This window comes from Faecalitalea cylindroides (assembly GCF_028321995.1).
Classification (GTDB): Bacteria; Bacillota_I; Bacilli_A; order Erysipelotrichales; family Erysipelotrichaceae; genus Faecalitalea; species Faecalitalea cylindroides.
Genome location: NZ_JAQLXG010000003.1, coordinates 17,608 through 34,459 on the forward strand (window position 1 = coordinate 17,608; position 16,852 = coordinate 34,459).

Annotated in this window: 15 protein-coding genes and 1 tRNA gene; 3 read left to right on the top strand and 13 right to left on the bottom strand. The window is 37.0% G+C overall.

What is annotated here, in order from left to right; genetic code table 11:
• Window positions 1-6 precede the first annotated feature (6 nt).
• Together rpoB and PND65_RS02465 are read right to left on the bottom strand one after the other, a co-directional pair.
• Window positions 7-4,113 (bottom strand): DNA-directed RNA polymerase subunit beta, encoded by a 4,107-nt coding sequence (rpoB, locus tag PND65_RS02460; protein WP_087320033.1) that lies wholly within the window; start codon window positions 4,111-4,113, stop codon window positions 7-9.
• Between the two features lie 229 nt (window positions 4,114-4,342).
• Window positions 4,343-4,418, bottom strand: a tRNA-Glu gene (locus tag PND65_RS02465).
• 171 nt (window positions 4,419-4,589) lie between these two features.
• Here PND65_RS02465 and PND65_RS02470 point away from each other — a divergent pair.
• The gene (locus tag PND65_RS02470) at window positions 4,590-4,991 is read left to right on the top strand and encodes a hypothetical protein (protein ID WP_271990147.1); all 402 of its coding nucleotides are present in this window, start codon (window positions 4,590-4,592) and stop codon (window positions 4,989-4,991) included.
• A gap of 76 nt (window positions 4,992-5,067) precedes the next feature.
• Here the strand turns inward: PND65_RS02470 and PND65_RS02475 are convergent, their stop codons facing one another.
• From PND65_RS02475 to mraZ, 7 genes are all read right to left on the bottom strand, one after another.
• The gene (locus tag PND65_RS02475; protein ID WP_204714697.1) at window positions 5,068-5,502 is read right to left on the bottom strand and encodes a hypothetical protein; all 435 of its coding nucleotides are present in this window, start codon (window positions 5,500-5,502) and stop codon (window positions 5,068-5,070) included.
• Window positions 5,502-6,596: a cell division protein FtsZ gene (gene ftsZ, locus PND65_RS02480; protein ID WP_022355504.1), complete on the bottom strand. Its 1,095-nt coding sequence runs from the start codon at window positions 6,594-6,596 to the stop codon at window positions 5,502-5,504. The genes PND65_RS02475 and ftsZ overlap by 1 nt, the downstream gene beginning before the upstream one ends.
• Before the next feature lie 13 nt (window positions 6,597-6,609).
• On the bottom strand, window positions 6,610-7,866 hold the full coding sequence (locus PND65_RS02485) for a hypothetical protein (protein ID WP_035400957.1): 1,257 nt from the start codon (window positions 7,864-7,866) through the stop codon (window positions 6,610-6,612).
• Between the two features lie 82 nt (window positions 7,867-7,948).
• Window positions 7,949-10,147 carry a penicillin-binding protein gene (locus PND65_RS02490; protein ID WP_271990149.1) on the bottom strand — a complete coding sequence of 733 codons (2,199 nt, stop codon included), beginning with the start codon at window positions 10,145-10,147 and terminating at the stop codon, window positions 7,949-7,951.
• Between the two features lie 35 nt (window positions 10,148-10,182).
• Window positions 10,183-10,485 carry an FtsB/FtsL family cell division protein gene (locus PND65_RS02495; RefSeq protein WP_015536159.1) on the bottom strand — a complete coding sequence of 101 codons (303 nt, stop codon included), beginning with the start codon at window positions 10,483-10,485 and terminating at the stop codon, window positions 10,183-10,185.
• A complete protein-coding gene (rsmH, locus tag PND65_RS02500; RefSeq protein ID WP_087158519.1) occupies window positions 10,466-11,413 on the bottom strand; it encodes a 16S rRNA (cytosine(1402)-N(4))-methyltransferase RsmH in 948 nt (315 codons plus the stop codon). The genes PND65_RS02495 and rsmH overlap by 20 nt, the downstream gene beginning before the upstream one ends.
• A 2-nt stretch (window positions 11,414-11,415) precedes the next feature.
• Window positions 11,416-11,841: a division/cell wall cluster transcriptional repressor MraZ gene (gene mraZ, locus PND65_RS02505; protein ID WP_015536302.1), complete on the bottom strand. Its 426-nt coding sequence runs from the start codon at window positions 11,839-11,841 to the stop codon at window positions 11,416-11,418.
• A 161-nt stretch (window positions 11,842-12,002) separates the two neighbouring features.
• Between mraZ and PND65_RS02510 the strand changes: the two genes are divergently transcribed.
• Window positions 12,003-13,529, top strand: a complete 1,527-nt coding sequence (locus PND65_RS02510; protein ID WP_271990152.1) for an L-lactate permease — start codon at window positions 12,003-12,005, stop codon at window positions 13,527-13,529.
• Between the two features lie 55 nt (window positions 13,530-13,584).
• A complete protein-coding gene (locus tag PND65_RS02515) occupies window positions 13,585-13,971 on the top strand; it encodes a hypothetical protein (RefSeq protein WP_051335142.1) in 387 nt (128 codons plus the stop codon).
• A gap of 9 nt (window positions 13,972-13,980) precedes the next feature.
• Here the strand turns inward: PND65_RS02515 and PND65_RS02520 are convergent, their stop codons facing one another.
• The 4 genes from PND65_RS02520 to PND65_RS02535 form a co-directional block, all read right to left on the bottom strand.
• Window positions 13,981-14,877 carry an ROK family protein gene (locus PND65_RS02520; RefSeq protein WP_195191357.1) on the bottom strand — a complete coding sequence of 299 codons (897 nt, stop codon included), beginning with the start codon at window positions 14,875-14,877 and terminating at the stop codon, window positions 13,981-13,983.
• A gap of 162 nt (window positions 14,878-15,039) precedes the next feature.
• Entirely contained in the window at window positions 15,040-15,441 is a 402-nt protein-coding gene (locus tag PND65_RS02525) for an arsenate reductase ArsC (protein WP_195191356.1), read from the bottom strand.
• A gap of 94 nt (window positions 15,442-15,535) precedes the next feature.
• Window positions 15,536-16,375: a DegV family protein gene (locus PND65_RS02530; RefSeq protein ID WP_271990154.1), complete on the bottom strand. Its 840-nt coding sequence runs from the start codon at window positions 16,373-16,375 to the stop codon at window positions 15,536-15,538.
• On the bottom strand, window positions 16,372-16,800 hold the full coding sequence (locus tag PND65_RS02535) for a MarR family winged helix-turn-helix transcriptional regulator (RefSeq protein WP_022355493.1): 429 nt from the start codon (window positions 16,798-16,800) through the stop codon (window positions 16,372-16,374). Before PND65_RS02535 ends, PND65_RS02530 begins: the two co-directional genes overlap by 4 nt.
• Window positions 16,801-16,852: the final 52 nt, after the last annotated feature.

The window sequence follows — 16,852 nt, forward strand, 5'->3', positions numbered from 1 at the left end:
AGATTTTTAAGCCTCCTCTTCTTCTAGTTCTTCAAATGAATCATTTGATTCATCCATATCATTCACAAGTTCTTCCTTGTGTTCTTCGTGATTATGTTCATGCACTGTTCCTGGTTCATCGTCATCGCTTGTGATATCAACTTCATTGTTATTTTCATCCAACAAACGAACATCAATCGCAAGACCTTGTAACTCGTGCATCAATACGCGGAATGATTCTGGAATTCCTGGTTCTGGAATATCTTTACCTTTGATGATAGCTTCATATGTTTTGATACGTCCCTGAATATCATCGGATTTGATTGTCAAGATTTCCTGCAATGTATGAGCAGCACCATAAGCTTCAAGTGCCCAAACCTCCATCTCACCAAATCTTTGTCCACCATTTTGTGCTTTACCACCTAATGGCTGCTGAGTTACTAATGAGTAAGGTCCCGTTGCACGAGCATGAAGTTTATCGTCAACCATGTGAGCAAGCTTGATCATGTACATTACACCAACAGAAATTCTTTCATCGAAAGGCTGTCCTGTCTGTCCATCATATAGAACCTGTTTTCCATCTTTGGTCATGTTTGCTTCTTCCATTACGCTTGCAAGTTCTTCATTTGATAAACCATCAAATACTGAAGTTGAGAACTTAACGCCTAATTTCTTAGCTGCATAACCTAAATGGATTTCCAAGATTTGTCCGATGTTCATACGAGAAGGCACACCGAATGGGTTCAAGATGATATCAATTGGTGTACCATCTGCCATAAATGGCATATCTTCTACTGGAAGGATCTTAGAGATGACACCTTTATTACCATGACGTCCAGACATTTTATCCCCTTCAGAAATCTTACGTTTCTGGACGATATATACTTTAACTCGCTGATTTACTCCAGGTGGAAGATCAGATCCATCGCCACGTTTGAATACACGGATCGAATGAACGATTCCAGCACCACCATGAGGTACTTTCAATGAGTTATCACGTACTTCACGTGATTTTTCACCGAAGATAGCTAATAGAAGTTTTTCTTCTGGGCTTACTTCGCTCTGTCCTTTTGGCGTAACCTTACCAACAAGGATATCTCCTTCTTTAACCTCAGCCCCAATACGGATGATACCTCTTTCGTCTAATTGACGAACAGCTGCTTCACCAACGTTTGGAATATCGCGGGTGATTTCTTCTGGGCCAAGTTTAGTATCACGGCAGTCAATGTCATATTCTTCGATATGAATTGAAGTATATACATCATCACTTACCATTCTTTCTGACATGATGATCGCATCCTCATAGTTGTAACCATACCATGTCATGTAAGCAATTGTTACGTTTTGTCCTAAAGCAAGCTCACCATTTTGCATACTTGGACCATCGGCAAGGATATCACCTTTTTCAACCTTTTCACCAACCTCCACGATTGGACGCTGGTTAATGCAAGTACTTGCATTAGAGCGAGCAAATTTTCTTAGCTGATATGTGTGCTCTTCGCCTTCATTGTCTTTGACAACGATACGGATTGAGTCAACATAAGTAATGATTCCATCTTCTTTGGCAACAACACCAACACCAGAGTCTTTAGCGATCTTATATTCGATACCTGTTCCTACATATGGAGAATGTGGAACTAACAAAGGTACGGCCTGACGCTGCATGTTGGCACCCATCAAGGCACGAGAAGCATCGTCGTTTTCCAAGAATGGGACACAGGCAGTCGCAACAGAAACGATCTGTTTTGGACTAACGTCAGCAAGTTCTACGTCTTCACGACGAGCGATGATCGTATCTCCAGCCTTACGAGCTACGACACGTTCGTTAACCAAACGTCCATCGCGAACCTCGTTGGCCTGTGCGATTACATAATCTGCTTCTTCATCCGCACTTAGATAAACAGCTTCTTCTTGAACAGTACCATCTTTATTTACGATGCGATATGGAGTCTGAATGAAACCATATTTATTGATTTTTGCATATGTAGTCAAGTTAGAGATCAAACCGATGTTTGGACCTTCTGGTGTCTCGATTGGACAAATACGCCCGTAGTGAGAACTGTGAACGTCACGAACCTCATAACTTGCACGATCTCGAGTGATACCACCAGGTCCTAATGCAGAAATACGACGCTTGTTTGTAAGTTCTGCTAGCGGGTTCTGCTGGTCCATGAACTGAGATAACTGAGAACTTGAGAAGAACTCTTTGATAGCTGCCGTTAATGGACGAATGTTGGTTAATTTTCTTGGTGTTAAGCTATCTAATTCCTGGATAGACATACGTTCTTTAACAACACGTTCCATTCTTGATAAACCAATTCTAAACTGGTTCTGGATCAACTCACCAACTGAACGGATACGACGGTTACCCAACATATCGATGTCGTCTGTTGTTCCGACACCTTCCATAACATTCAAGCTATAAGAGAAGAATGCGTACATATCAGACATTGTGATCGTATGTTTATTAGCGAATGGATCATTACCGGCAATCTTAATTTCATTTCCTGCTTTGTCTGTTACATAAACTTCCTGGATGCAGGCACCAACCAACCATGCGGTTACTTCTTCGTTTAAAGCACGTTGACTAACGGCTAAACGATCTTCATCGCTGATCTTATCTGGAGTTACACCGATCATATAACGCTGTGCAACTAGTTCCATATCCTCATCAACGATATCCTGTCCCTTGGCATTTGTTAATCGACCTAGCACATATAAACGCTGACCATAGTTGAATACAGCATTGCAGTTTTCTTTGGTCAATACAACCGGTTTTGCAAATAAGCCGGCATAGATTGCAACTTCTTCTTTATTTTCCTTTAAAACATCTACATCTTTTTGCGTCAAAACAGTTCCCTGTTCATAAAGTACACCATTTACTTCGATGTCTTTTGCTAAAATACGTCCAACAAGACCTGTATTAAAGCTTGTAGGTATACTTACGATATCTGCTTCATGGAATTCAGCTCTAAATGGATAAGCTGTACAATATGTACCTTTGGCAAGTTCTTCACGTAACGCATTTCTTTCATCACGATGGATCATCAAGCCTTTTTCCATGTAAACATTTCCGTCTACATCGATAATATCATGAGCAAGAGTCATACCATCCATACGGGCAATGGCATTCAATTTCTTGCCTAATTTATATCTTCCAGCTTTTGTTAGATCATAACGACGATGATCGAAGAATTTTGCCTGCATCAATGAAATAGATCCATCAAGAGTAGGAATTTCATCACTGCGCTGGTTTTCATAGAAAGACAATAATGCTTCCTGAGTCGTTTTAACTTTATCGTTTAATAAAGAATTTTCAATTTCTTCGTATTTTCCAAAGAAAGCTGTATACAACAACAAATACAAGTTCATGTATTCACGATTTTCTGGATCCTGAGCTACATCCTCCCAGTTACGTCCAATCGTATGCAGGAATGTTTCCATTTCTGTTGTATCCAATGTATCTTCATTAACTTCAAGATTCAAAGACATACCAATAGCTTTAAACAAAATTGAGAAAAGAACTTTACGACGACGATCAATTGAAACATTGATTGTGCGTCCTGCCATTGTTTTCTTTTGTTCTGTCATAAACTCAAGCCAAGTACCACGACTTGGAATCAATTCACATTCAAAATTTTGTTTACCAGTCTTATCATCATAACTTTCAGAAAAATATGCTCCTGGAGAACGTACGATCTGAGATACGATAACACGTTCGGCACCATTGATGATGAATGTTCCAGTTTCTGTCATCAAAGGGAAATCCCCTAAATATACTTCCTCGTTTTTAGTAACCAATTCACCTGTTTCAGGATCTGTGATTTCTAGTTCCATCTCGGCATACAGAGGTGCTGCGTAATTACATTCTCTGTACATGGATTGTTCAGCGTTATATTTTGGCTCGTCAAAATGATAACGAATGAAATTTAACTTAATGTTTTTACCATAGTTTTCGATTGGATAGATTTCTTCAAAAACTTCTTGGATTCCCTGGCGAGTAAACCATTTAAAGGAATCTGTCTGGATTTCGACAAGGTTTGGTAGTTCTAGCTTACCACTAACTTTTGAGTAGTCTCGGCGTGTGGATTTCTTACCACATGAAACTATACGATACGCTTTGTTGCTGTCCATGCATGCCATCCTTTCGTTTGATTTTTTCATTTTTTCATCTGCGCATTATAAAAAATGGCAGACTTTTATGCAATTTACAATATTAGACTAAAAGTCAACAATTGTCAATCACAAAATGAAGTGAAACGATTAAAATTCCACTTCCTATTTTTGCCTGCCTCATCTATCTTTTTATTATTTCAAATAACATATAAATTAAAAGCCCTATCTCTAGGGCTTAGTTTTTCATTGGTGACGCGTACGGGATTCGAACCCGTGAATGCATGCGTGAAAGGCATGTGAGTTAACCGTTTCTCCAACGCGCCATTTATATTTAACTTGTTCCTTAACAAGTGCCTACATATACTATCACGACTTTATATATGATGCAACACTTTTTTTAATTTTTTTTAAAAAAATTATTTTTTGAGGTTTTTGGCACTAAAATTTCAGATTTTTTCCTTTTATGATAGAATACTTTTATTAGGAGGAATACTATGACAGAAAAACCCAATGATATGCCACCTATTAAGGAGACAAAACAAACACAAAAACATCAAAATAAAAATGAAGGCACCTGGTTGCTGGTATTGATCTTATCGATTGCTTCAATCATCTTATTACCTATCTTTTCAAGGTTATGGCTATTAGTAATAATTCCAATTGCCATGGCAATAGTAAGTATAGCATTTGCCTTGAAAGATTTTGAGAATAATAAACGTTGGATCATTGCCCTTGTATTATCGATCATAGCCTGCATAAATGCCGTCTTATCCATCGAAAATGGAATCTTAGAGCTTATTACCAGCAATTCATATTATTATACTTATCAAGATGAATATAATATTCAGCCATATTTTGATGATGACTGGTATGATTATGATTACTACTGGGATTAATTATAGTTACGACCATCTTTACGGTGGTTTTTTTTAAACAAGAAAAAAGCTTGGATGATCATCATCATCTCAAGCTTTAAGATTTTTCTCTATTCGAATCATCAAGACCAAGGCTTTCTTCAATTGCCTCCGTTAATAAGGTAATGATATCCGTCTCTTCATCCGGGAATAAATCAAGATAGATTCTCTTCCATTTTAAAGTCGTTGTATCAATTACACAAAGAGTTCCGGCAAATCCACGAATCTCTTCATTTGGCATACGAAGCGTATTATTGGTCAACAAAAACGAATTTCCATCAATTTCAACAGTCTGGGTGCTGAGTTTGAATTCTATCTTAAATTTCTTCAATCTTTCCTCAAACCGCTTGATTTCTTTCTCCGTATTCTTAGATACAGAAATCAATAAATAGTTTATTTCGTTTTCTCTTAACAAAACTTCTAATTTATACGCCATTTGGCGGGCGAATTCAGAATGAGCAAAGAATGAATCATCAATATAATATATCTTCATTAACGATTAAAGAAGAAATTAGGAATCTGATCATCCTGACTTGTTTCTTCAACACTTGTAACTACACCGGCATTCACTGGTGTTTTTACAGTTGGCTGTGTATACAAAGATTCCTGTCTAGCTGTATTGTCAGAACGTTTCTTTGTTACTGGTTTTGGTTCTTCAAACCCCGTTGCGATTACTGTTACGATAATTGCATCACCTAACTGTTCATTGATTGCGATACCAAAGATGCAGTCAACTTCTCCACCTGCAGCATCCTGAATTACAGCTACAGCGTTCTGTGCATCAAACAAGCTTACTTTGTCACCGCCAGTGATGTTAATGATAGCTGATTTTGCACCTGCAATCTGTGCTTCCAATAATGGAGACTGAATTGCTTTTTCAGCAGCAGATACTGCTTTATCTTCGCCTTCAGCCATACCAATGCCGATCAAAGCACGCCCCTGATTCTGCATTACAGAACGAACATCTGCAAAGTCCAAGTTAACAAGAGCAGGAACCGCAATCAAATCAGAGATAGTCTGAACACCTTGACGCAAGATGTTATCAGCTGCCTGGAATGCTTCTTCAATTGGTTTACGACCGATTACTTCTAATAAATTATCATTTGAAACTACGATCAAAGAGTCTACGTATTTTTTAAGTTCTTCGATACCGTCTTTTGCGTTGTTTGCACGTCTTCTACCTTCGAAAGTAAATGGACGAGTTACAACCGCAACAGTTAAAGCGCCTTCTTCTTTAGAGATCTTCGCAATTAGCGGTGCAGCACCAGTACCTGTTCCACCACCCATTCCAGCAGTGATGAATACCATATCACTACCTTTGATGGCTTCACGAATTTCGCTTTCACTTTCTTCAGCCGCTTTACGACCGTATTCTGGATTTCCACCAGCTCCCAGACCTTTTGTTGTTTCACGGCCTAGAACGATTTTATTCTGACAAGGTGAGTTTTTCATTACCTGTACATCTGTGTTGCAGATATAAAATTCTACACCTTTTACCCCATCAGCTACCATTCGGTTAACGGCATTGGAACCTCCGCCTCCAACACCAAATACTTTAATGTTTGCTACTTGATTGAATTCTGTCATTTTTTACACCCCTTTAATCATTTTCAGATAAAATAACACTCTTTAATTTTTTTGTAAATCCGCCTTCACCATTTTTTGACTGTTGATTGATCGAATCAATGCTTGCTTCCAACTCATTGTTGTTTGCACTGATTTTATCTGAATGGCGAATACGATTGATATCCTGCCATGCATATGCCATACCTAAACCGCATACGTAGCTGCCATCTCTTGCACCAATACTTTGTTCTTCATAAATAAGAGCTTCAGCATTAAACGCTTTATCCATATCTTTCAAAACAGAGATATTGCTCCCCTTTCCTGTAATGACATATTTTGCATTACCTTGACGAACAATTGGCGTACAAGCTTCATTCACATTGGCAATCCATTGACGAATCTTTGGTAAACAAACATTAGCCAATTCTTTAGCGGTAATTTCTACACGCATATCTTCTTTTTGTTCAATATAAACGATCACATCAGAATTTTCGTCTTCATTCCCTGAAAAGATATTCTGCAACAAGCGATATCCTACTTCATCAGATAGACGATACTTTTTCGTAATATCTTCAACAAATGAATTATATCCATTTTCCAGGTTAGCACAACTAATCAAACGCCCATTTGTAAAGAAACCCATCGTACAGTGATCTTTTTCTAAATCTAACTGAATGATCGGACGATCATTGGACTGAACTAGCACAGCTGTTTCCTGTGCAATTGCATAACTATCCAAACATAGATCCAAAATTTCTAAATTTGCCTGTTCAATACAACGAGCATAAGCATAGATCATCTCTTTATTCGCATAAAGAAGATCTATATCCATAGTAAATTCTTCACAGGTCTGTGACAAAGGAATCTTTTTTGTTTCCTGTCCATTAACAATATAGGAAATGCGATTCGCATTAACAAATTCAACATCATCCCCAAGCTTTTTTTGAATGGCTTTGTTGTAACCCTGTTGAATGTGAAATAAACGAATTGATTTGGTTCCATCTTCGATCTGTACATGCACTTTTTGATTACTGCGCATAACATTAACACTAGGAATTGCCAAAAGAACTCTTTCAATTCTATATCCTAAAGCTGCCTGCGCATTGGTAACTGCCGTTCTAATTGCACTAACGACATTGGCTTCGTTTACAATGGTTTGATTTTGAACGCCTGAACAAGCTACGCTCTCAACTCGAAGCACGTTGTATCGCGATTCAAATATCTCCAATACAACAAGACGAATTTCCTGATCCGCGATTTCAATAGACGCATACACTCTTTTCTTACTCATTCGACTTCTCCTTTAACCACTTCGGTATAATAATATCATATTATTCGAGAATTCATGAAAGAAATTATCGAAAAAATGAAATTTATTCTAATTCCACTTGGATTTCTGTATCTGTGGATATTGTCTGTCCCGTTTCGATATTCTGGGATTTTACCTTTCCATAGCCGGTTGTTTCAATACTAATTCCTGTCAGCTGCCAGAAAGCTGTTAAATCTTTTCGAGTCCAGCCTGTCATATCCGGCATAGTGATTGTCTGACCATCTGTCAAAATAAAGACCCTATCATTGGAATTGATCGTGCTATCTTTAGCTGGGTATTGATCCACAACATTTTGTCCATCCCCAATCACTGTGACATGGACTTTTTTATCAGCTAATTTGTTATTTGCATAAGTTAAACTGTGATTGGTTAATCCCGGCATAGTGTAGGTTTCCCATTTTTCGTAAGTTTCTTCTTCAGATGATGTATCCGATTCACTTCCAGAAATACCATTTGCAATCAATGCTGCCTGCATGATCTGCTTAAATGGTTCCGCTGAATAGTTAACATAGTTAGTTGAAACCATTCCATAATAGACCATGATCTTCGCATCTGATGATGGAGCTGCTGCCATAATTGAAGACGTGTATTTATATTTATCATATACTCCTGTTTCTTCATTATAAATTTCACCTGTACCTGTCTTAGCGGCCATATCGACACCATCAATTTGAAAGCGTGCACCACTTGCTCCATCCTGTAGAACCCCTTCCATTAGATCAACGACCTGGTTAGCTGTATCTTCTGAAATTGGGGTTCCAACAACTTCTGTATCATATTCTTCTACGACTTCTCCAGTTGTGGAATCTACAATTGAATCCACAACATATGGTTTAACCATCGTTCCACCATTGAATATTGCAGTATAAGCTTGCAATAGTTGCAAAATAGTAATTGAACTTGATTGACCAAATCCACTGGACAAGTAATCCTGTGGTAAATTTGCAATATTGTTTACGCCCAAAGATTCTGAAACATATGGGCTGTCAACATATTTAAAGAAACCGAATTTATCCATATAATCTACATATTGATTATAGTTTACATAATTTGATAACAATTCACAAATACCTACGTTACTGGAGAATGCAAGACCTTGTTCAAATGTAATTACACCAAAATCTTCTTCTAAGGCATCGGAAATTGGTGGATATGCTGTTTCAGTTCCATTAGCAACGCGAGTGATCTTATTTGTATTTGGGTCAAAAGTATATGTAAATGTTCCAGCTCTGAAAGTTGTGTTTCGTGGAAAAACACCCGTATCTAAGGCAATTGCATAAGTAAATGGTTTCATAACAGAACCAGGTTCATAAACCGCCTGGGAAACCCGATCTTGATAACTTGGTATTTCCAGGTGCTTATTTTGATCAAAAGTTGGATAACTAGCCCAAGCTAGGATCTTTCCAGTTTCAACTTCCATGACTGCACACCAAGCAGCTTCTGCATTATTTTGTTCCATTGTGATCTGCATCTGTTCTTCTGCCGTTCTTTGTAAAGAAGCATCTAATGTTAAAACCACATCTTTTCCATCTTCAGCTTCCTCAAAAACTTGCGTAGTTCCTGGCAATATAGAACCATCTACTGTTTGTTGATACTGAACCTGTCCATCTTTTCCACTCAGATATTCGTCCAATGTCTGTTCTAGACCCATAACACCAGAAATTTTCTCTTTTTCTTCATCATAAGCTGCAAATCCAATTAAATTGCTAGAAAAAGGTGTAGTTGGATAATTACGATTTGTCGTTTCAATAAAGTCAATTCCCGGCAGATTTAGATCCTTTATTTTTTCCATTGTATCTTTATCCAAGCGTTTTGTTCCCGTACCTAATTCTGTTTGTGAACGCTCATCATCAATTGCATCCTCTATGATCTTAGCAACTTTTTCCTCATTAATATTATCTAGAACAGTACCTAATTGTTTGGCTGTATAGTCAGCATCTTTGACATAATCTGGGTTGCCATCCTCATCTTCCAAACTATCATCCAAATAAGCTACAACAGTATATGCCGTTACTTCCTGTGCAATTACATTGTGATTTCTATCATAGATTGTACCACGCTTTGCCTCTACGCTTGTATTAACAATACTGCTGGCAATTTGTGTATCCAAAACATCCTGCCCAGACCAAATATGTCTATGTGTGACCATGGTAAAAAGAACATTAGCAACTACTAATGTTCCCGTTAAAGTCATGATTTGTATTACTCTATAAAGCTGTTTATTGCTTTTTTTAACACTCATTCACATCATTCCTTCTAATAATTAATTATACATTATTAATCAATGATGTAAACATTATCCTGATTATCCTTAACCTCATCACCTAACATACCAAGCACTCTAGTCTTATCTTCCAAGTTGTTTACTTCACTTTGAAGTTCATCAATCTGCTGCTGTTTTTCCTCTACTTCAGCCGCTAATTTTTGATCTTCTACAGATAAGGTGATGTTATAAGAATTCAATCCAATCTTAGTAACACAATAAAAACAGAAAGAAAGAGCAAACGCAATGCACAACAAAGATTCCGGACGAATCTTTGGCTTTCTATTATGTTTTTTATTAATTCGTTTCTTGTCCATTGCACTCATTCCTTTCTATCCCTCTTAATTTGGCACTATGTGCACGATAATTCGTATCTAATTCTTGTTTCGAAGCCAGTACCGGTTTCCTATTCACAAGTTGATATTCTAAATTTTCTATCCCAAGACTCGGCAATCTTTTATCCACTTTTTTTGGCACTGCCACTTCTTTAAAGATTTTCTTTACGATCCTATCTTCTAAAGAATGAAATGTGATCACACACATTCGGCCATGTGGTTTCAATCGTTTTAACCCCTCTTTTAAAACAACCTCCAACTGCGGAAGTTCTTGATTTACTTCCATTCGTATTGCCTGAAAACTTTGTTTGGCTGGATGTCCCTTTTTTCTTAATACTGCATTGGGAAGTGCTGATTTAATAACATCTACGAGCTCAAATGTCGTATCAATCGACTTCATTTTCCGTTTTTCTACAATTTTGGATGCAATTTTATAAGCGAATGGCTCTTCACCATAATCCTTCAATATACGACATAGGTCTTCCAATGAATATTCATTGACCACTGTCCAGGCATCCAATTTTTGTTCCTGATTCATGCGCATGTCCAATCTTGCATCAAATCGATAACTAAATCCCCTTTTTGCATCATCGAACTGTGGACTGGAAACCCCTAGATCCAACAAGATTCCATCAACCTTATCTACATTCAATGAATCCAATTGTTCTTTCAGGTGTTCAAAACTATCATGAATACAAGTAAAGTTATCCCCTATTTTCTGAAGTCGAGGTGTACTTTCATCAATTGCGTTTTGATCGCAGTCAAACGCATATAAATAACCTTTGGTACATCTTTTTAAGATTTCACTACTATGGCCCCCTCTACCAAGTGTGCAATCCACATAGACACCATCATCTTTGATTTGAAGCATTTTTATAGATTCATTTAGTAATACGCTAACATGTTCCATAACTAACCCATCAAGCCGGAAAGATGTTCAGCTGCTTCTTCAAAAGATGCACTCTGTTCTTCTTCCAAACGTTCCCATCTTTCTTTTGACCAAATCTCCAAGTGATTGGCAACCCCAATAATCAAACATTCTTTTTCAAGGCCAGCCAACGCCACTAAAGAAGATGGTATCAATATTCTTCCCTGTCCATCCATTTCACACTCTGCCGCTTTTGATAACATCATACGTTGATACATACGAGCATCCTTATTCGTTGATGGTAAAGTGGAAAGTTTTTCATATACTGCCTGCCATTGTTCAACAGTATACACATACAAGCAGCCATCTAAGCCTCGATTGACGACAACGTGTTCACCTAGTTCTTCTCGAAATTTTGCAGGCATAATCAATCGCCCCTTACGATCAATATTATGTGCATATTCCCCCATAAACACGTGCCATCACCCCCACTTTCTGACACAAACCGCTACTTTGTACCACTATAATACATCAAATTGGCTGTATTATCCATAAATTTTTAAAAAATATTGCAATTTTTTTTAACTATCTATTTTTTCTGATATAATGCTCAAGAAAGAGGGATTAAATTATGGAACTTTTATATTTTATTCTGGGTTTATGCCCGATTTTATGGCTGATATTTGCCTTAACTGTTTTGAAGATGCCAACTTATAAAGCTGCATTGGGCAGTCTGATCGTAGCTGGTGTTTTAGCCTTTATTGTTTGGCAATTGCCTGCAATGGAAGTTTTAACGGCTGCTCTTGAGGGTATCCTAATGGCAATTTGGCCTATCGTCGTCGTTATTATTGCAGCAGTATTTACATATAACTTGTCATTAAGAACAGGTGGTATTGATGTCATCAAACAAATGATTACATCCGTTTCAAACGACAAACGTATCCTTGTATTATTGATCGCATGGTGTTTTGGCGGATTTATGGAAGGTATGGCTGGATTTGGAACAGCGATTGCTATTCCAGCTGGAATGTTATTGACACTTGGATTTGATCCAATTTTCTCTTGCCTAGTTTGTTTGATTGCCAACGGTGCTCCTACACCCTTTGGATCAATTGGTATTCCAACTGTAACTTTGGCAAATCTAGTTGGGTTAGAAAATACGCAACTTTCTTTCATTACATCTTTACAGCTTGCACCATTTATGCTGGTTATTCCTTTCTTGATCGTTATGGTCACTGGAAAAGGTCCTAAAGCTTTAAAAGGTGTAACTGGAATCACTTTGGCAACTGGTATCAGTTTTGTCATTCCGCAGCTTGCCGTCAGTTATTTTGTGGGGGCTGAACTTGCTGTTGTTGTAGGAAGTGTTTGTTCTTTATTGGTTACAGTCCTACTTGCCTCTAAAAAGAAAACAGATCCTGCATATGAGATGAAAGTGGAAAAACATTCAATTAACGCAAAAGACGCTTTAAAAAGCTGCAGTCCTTTCATTTTCATATTTATTTTCTTGTTATCAACATCAAAATTGATTGCGCCGGTAAATGATTTTTTAGCACAGTTTGCTTCTACAATCTATGTGTACTCCGGAGAAAATCCAAATGCGATGACATTTACATGGATCAATACAGCTGGAGTTTGGATCTTCCTTTCTGCTATTTTAGGAGGATTAATTCAAAAAGCCTCTTTCAATGATTTTAAAAAAGTTTTTATTGCTACTTTAAAACAGATGAAAGAAACCATCATTACTATGTTATGCGTTCTGGGTTGTGCCAAGATCATGGGATATGCCGGTATGATTGCTTCCATCGCAACATTTGCGATTGCGGTTACCGGAAGTTTCTATCCATTCGTTGCTCCTTGCCTTGGATGTCTAGGTACTTTCGTTACTGGTTCAGGAACAAGTTCAGGTGTTTTATTTGGTGCTGTTCAACAAAATGCAGCCGTTTCATTAAATGCAGATCCATATTGGATTGTTGCTTTAAACTCACTAGGTGTTGCAGCTGGTAAAATGCTTTCTCCACAAAGTATTGCAATCGCATTAAGCTCGGTTGATCAAAAAGGAAAGGATTCAATCTTATTATCTAAGATCCTTCCATATGGGCTTGGTTTCTTAATTGCTATGGCATTGATAGCTTATATTGGTTTACAACTATTCTATTGATATGCGTGTTTAATACACGCTTTTTTTGTTATACTAAAAGAGAGGAGGCATCATTATGAACCCGAGACAGGACATTCTTTTTGATCCTCAAAATCAAACGATCCAGATATTCGATGGAAGCATAGGCACATATACCTACAAAGATATCATAAAAAGTCAAATTCTATATGAACACGCGCCATACAAAGGAAAATCCAAGATGTTCTCCCACAGAGTTTTGATTTCCACCTTCAATAACAGTTTATTTATCGAGATGAAGAAGGTGTATATAGGCATTGAAATTAAATTATTAAATAAAGATCCTGTCTATGTTTATATTTCAAAAGAACCTGTGATCCAACATAATCAACAATTTAAAGAGGACTTAAAAAGAGCTAAACAAATTGTTCAAAAATTAAAAAAAATTGCACAAAAAAATCAGGAAAGCCATTCAACTTCCTGATTTTCTTTTTTATCTTGAACCATATACTTCTTTTGAAAAAGCCAAATTACAAGCACCGATAAGGTTGCTATTTTCATTTAATCCAGAACGACAGATTCTAACCATAGGACAAACTACTTCTGGTATTTGCGATTTTACCATTTCCTCAATTTCTTCAGTGAATCCTTCAATTTCAAAAGGAACCGAGCCACCAAGTACCACCATATCCGGATCAGCAAAAGCAATGATGGCATTGATCAAATTTGCTAAATGCTCTTTGGCTTCTTTCATGATCAAAACTGCTTTCTCATTTCCTGCTTTAGCCAAGTCATCCACTTCTTTTACAGTTTCTGCAGTTAAACCAGCTTTTTTTGCTTTATCAAGAATTCCAGTTTCTGAAATATGATTTCCAATTTTATCCGACTCTTTCCCGGAAGAAGAGGTTATGCGGATTGGAGAGAATTCATTGGCAAAGCCATGAGCTCCTTTAAAAATTTTCTTATCAATGATCAAACCAGCTCCAACATTTGTTGAAAGGCGCAAGAATTGAATCACTTTACAATCCTTTCCTTTTCCAATAACAGCTTCAGCCAGGCCGGCAAGATTTGCATTATTTTCCAAATATACAGGTAAGCCCGTACGCTTAGATAAAGCTTCCGTAACATGAAGACCGCACCATTTATCACCTAAATTTGGTGTATAAAGCAGAGTACCTTTCATCGCATCCAGAATTCCCGGACATGAAATTCCAATACCACAAATCGTCTTAGTAAACTTCAAAACACGACTGGCAATCTCATCTAAAGTTTTGTTTGGATCATCGATACAGCTATCAAAACTTTGATGATCTACGATATTATACGATTCGTCGAAAAGAGCCACTTGAACTTTTACTCTTCCGATATCCACTGCAGCAGCATACTTCATGATAAAACCTCCTTACTGCTTTTAATACTTTTATGATTTTATTATACATGAAAGATTGTAAATCTAACATAAATTTTTATGCCTTCATATACATTTTTCACTTTTGTACACACATTAAGAACGACTTAAGAAAAGTCGCATTGATAATATATATGCCGATTTCTATACACTAAGTTTTCTCTTTAATTCCAAGATTTTGGTTTCTATTTCTTCAATAGCCTTAATAAATTCTTCATCACTTTTTCCAGTTGGGTCCACTAAACCCCAGTCCTCTCTAAGAGAACAAGGCAGATAGGGACAATGTACATTGCACCCCATGGTAATCACTACATCCACAGGAGGTATATCAGATAACAGTTTACTTCGCTGACTCTTTTCCATATCAATACCATAAAGCTCTTTCATGATACGAACGGCATCCTGGTTAATCATAGGTTTCGTTTCAGTGCCTGCCGAATAACTTTCAAACACATCTGAGGCATAATACTTCCCTAACGCTTCTGCAATTTGACTTCGACAAGAATTATGTACACAAATAAAGGCAACCTTATATCTTTTCCTCATGACATTCCTCTTACTTTCTAAATATATTATTCTGATAACTATCTTATCATTCTTTTAAACCAAGACCCCATAAAAAAAGACCTCAAAAGGTCTTTTAGAATTCTTCCACAAAACACACACCAAATGCGCCTGGTCCAACATGGGTTCCAATTGTAGGCCCTATTTGTAATCTACCAGAAGCTTTGATACCATTCTTTTCAAAGCGAGCTTCCAGTTTCTCACAATTTTCTGTGCCATATGTAAACAAAGAGTAAATCGGATAGTTTTTATCAATCTTAAATTCTTCCATTTTACTCCAAATATAGCTAATGGTTTTATTGATTCCTAAACGTTTTCCAATGACATCTACTTTTCCATCTAAACTCACTGTAACGATTGGCTTGATATTTGCCATCTCTCCAATGGCAGCCGTAGTCTTAGAAACACGACCACCCTTACATAAATATTCAAGTGTATCGACAGCTGCAAGAATTTTGATATGTGAACGCATTTCCTCAAGGTAAGTTACGATTTCTTTTGCTTCTTTGCCTTCTTTGATCATTTCTATCGCCTTATCGATCATCACTCGAATACCTACTGTGGTAGTTAGAGCATCAACGATATAGATATTGTCATATTCAACAATATTTTTGGCAAGTATTGCACTTTGAATCGTTCCACTTAATGCACTTGAAATCAAAACACAAATTAATGTACCATTGTTTTCTTTTGCTTTTTGAAAATGGTCAAGAAACTGCTGCGGTGATGGTTGACTTGTTTTAAAGAAACCATCTGTTGCGATCATCTTCTCATAAAATTCATTTGTAAAAATATCAATACCATCTAAATAGTTTTTGTCTTCAATCGTCACTTGTAAAGGAACAAATAACAGTTTTTTTTCTTCTATTTCTGCTTTTGAAAAATCAGCTGATGAATCCACTAATAAGCGTATCATTTAATCTCCTCTTTAGCGATATGAGCAATCAATTCGAACAACTCCAATGCCTTTTGTGCATTCTCCTTACCAACCCGTTCAATCAACTTGTCCACGATTTTTAAAATCCGTTCATGTTCATCTTCGTAGACTTTGATCTGTTCTTCATTTAGAGTTACATAGATTTTTCGCTTATCACCACTAGATCTTGTTCTAGTCAATATTTTTTTATTTTCCATTGAGGTCAATGTACGATTCATTTGAGATTTTTGCATCTTTGTCATCTCGCATAAATCAGTTGCCGTAATCTGTTTTGATCGGTTTCTATATAAGATTCGGCAGATGATTACCTCATTATATGGTAATTGAGAAACAATTTTTTCATTATTAATAGCTCCAGTTAAATTTAACCAGGCATCTAAAAGTTCTTCATTGAAATCTTTCATATACACTCTTTCTATTAGTTCTCTTTGTGAACCGTTCACATTATAAATCAAA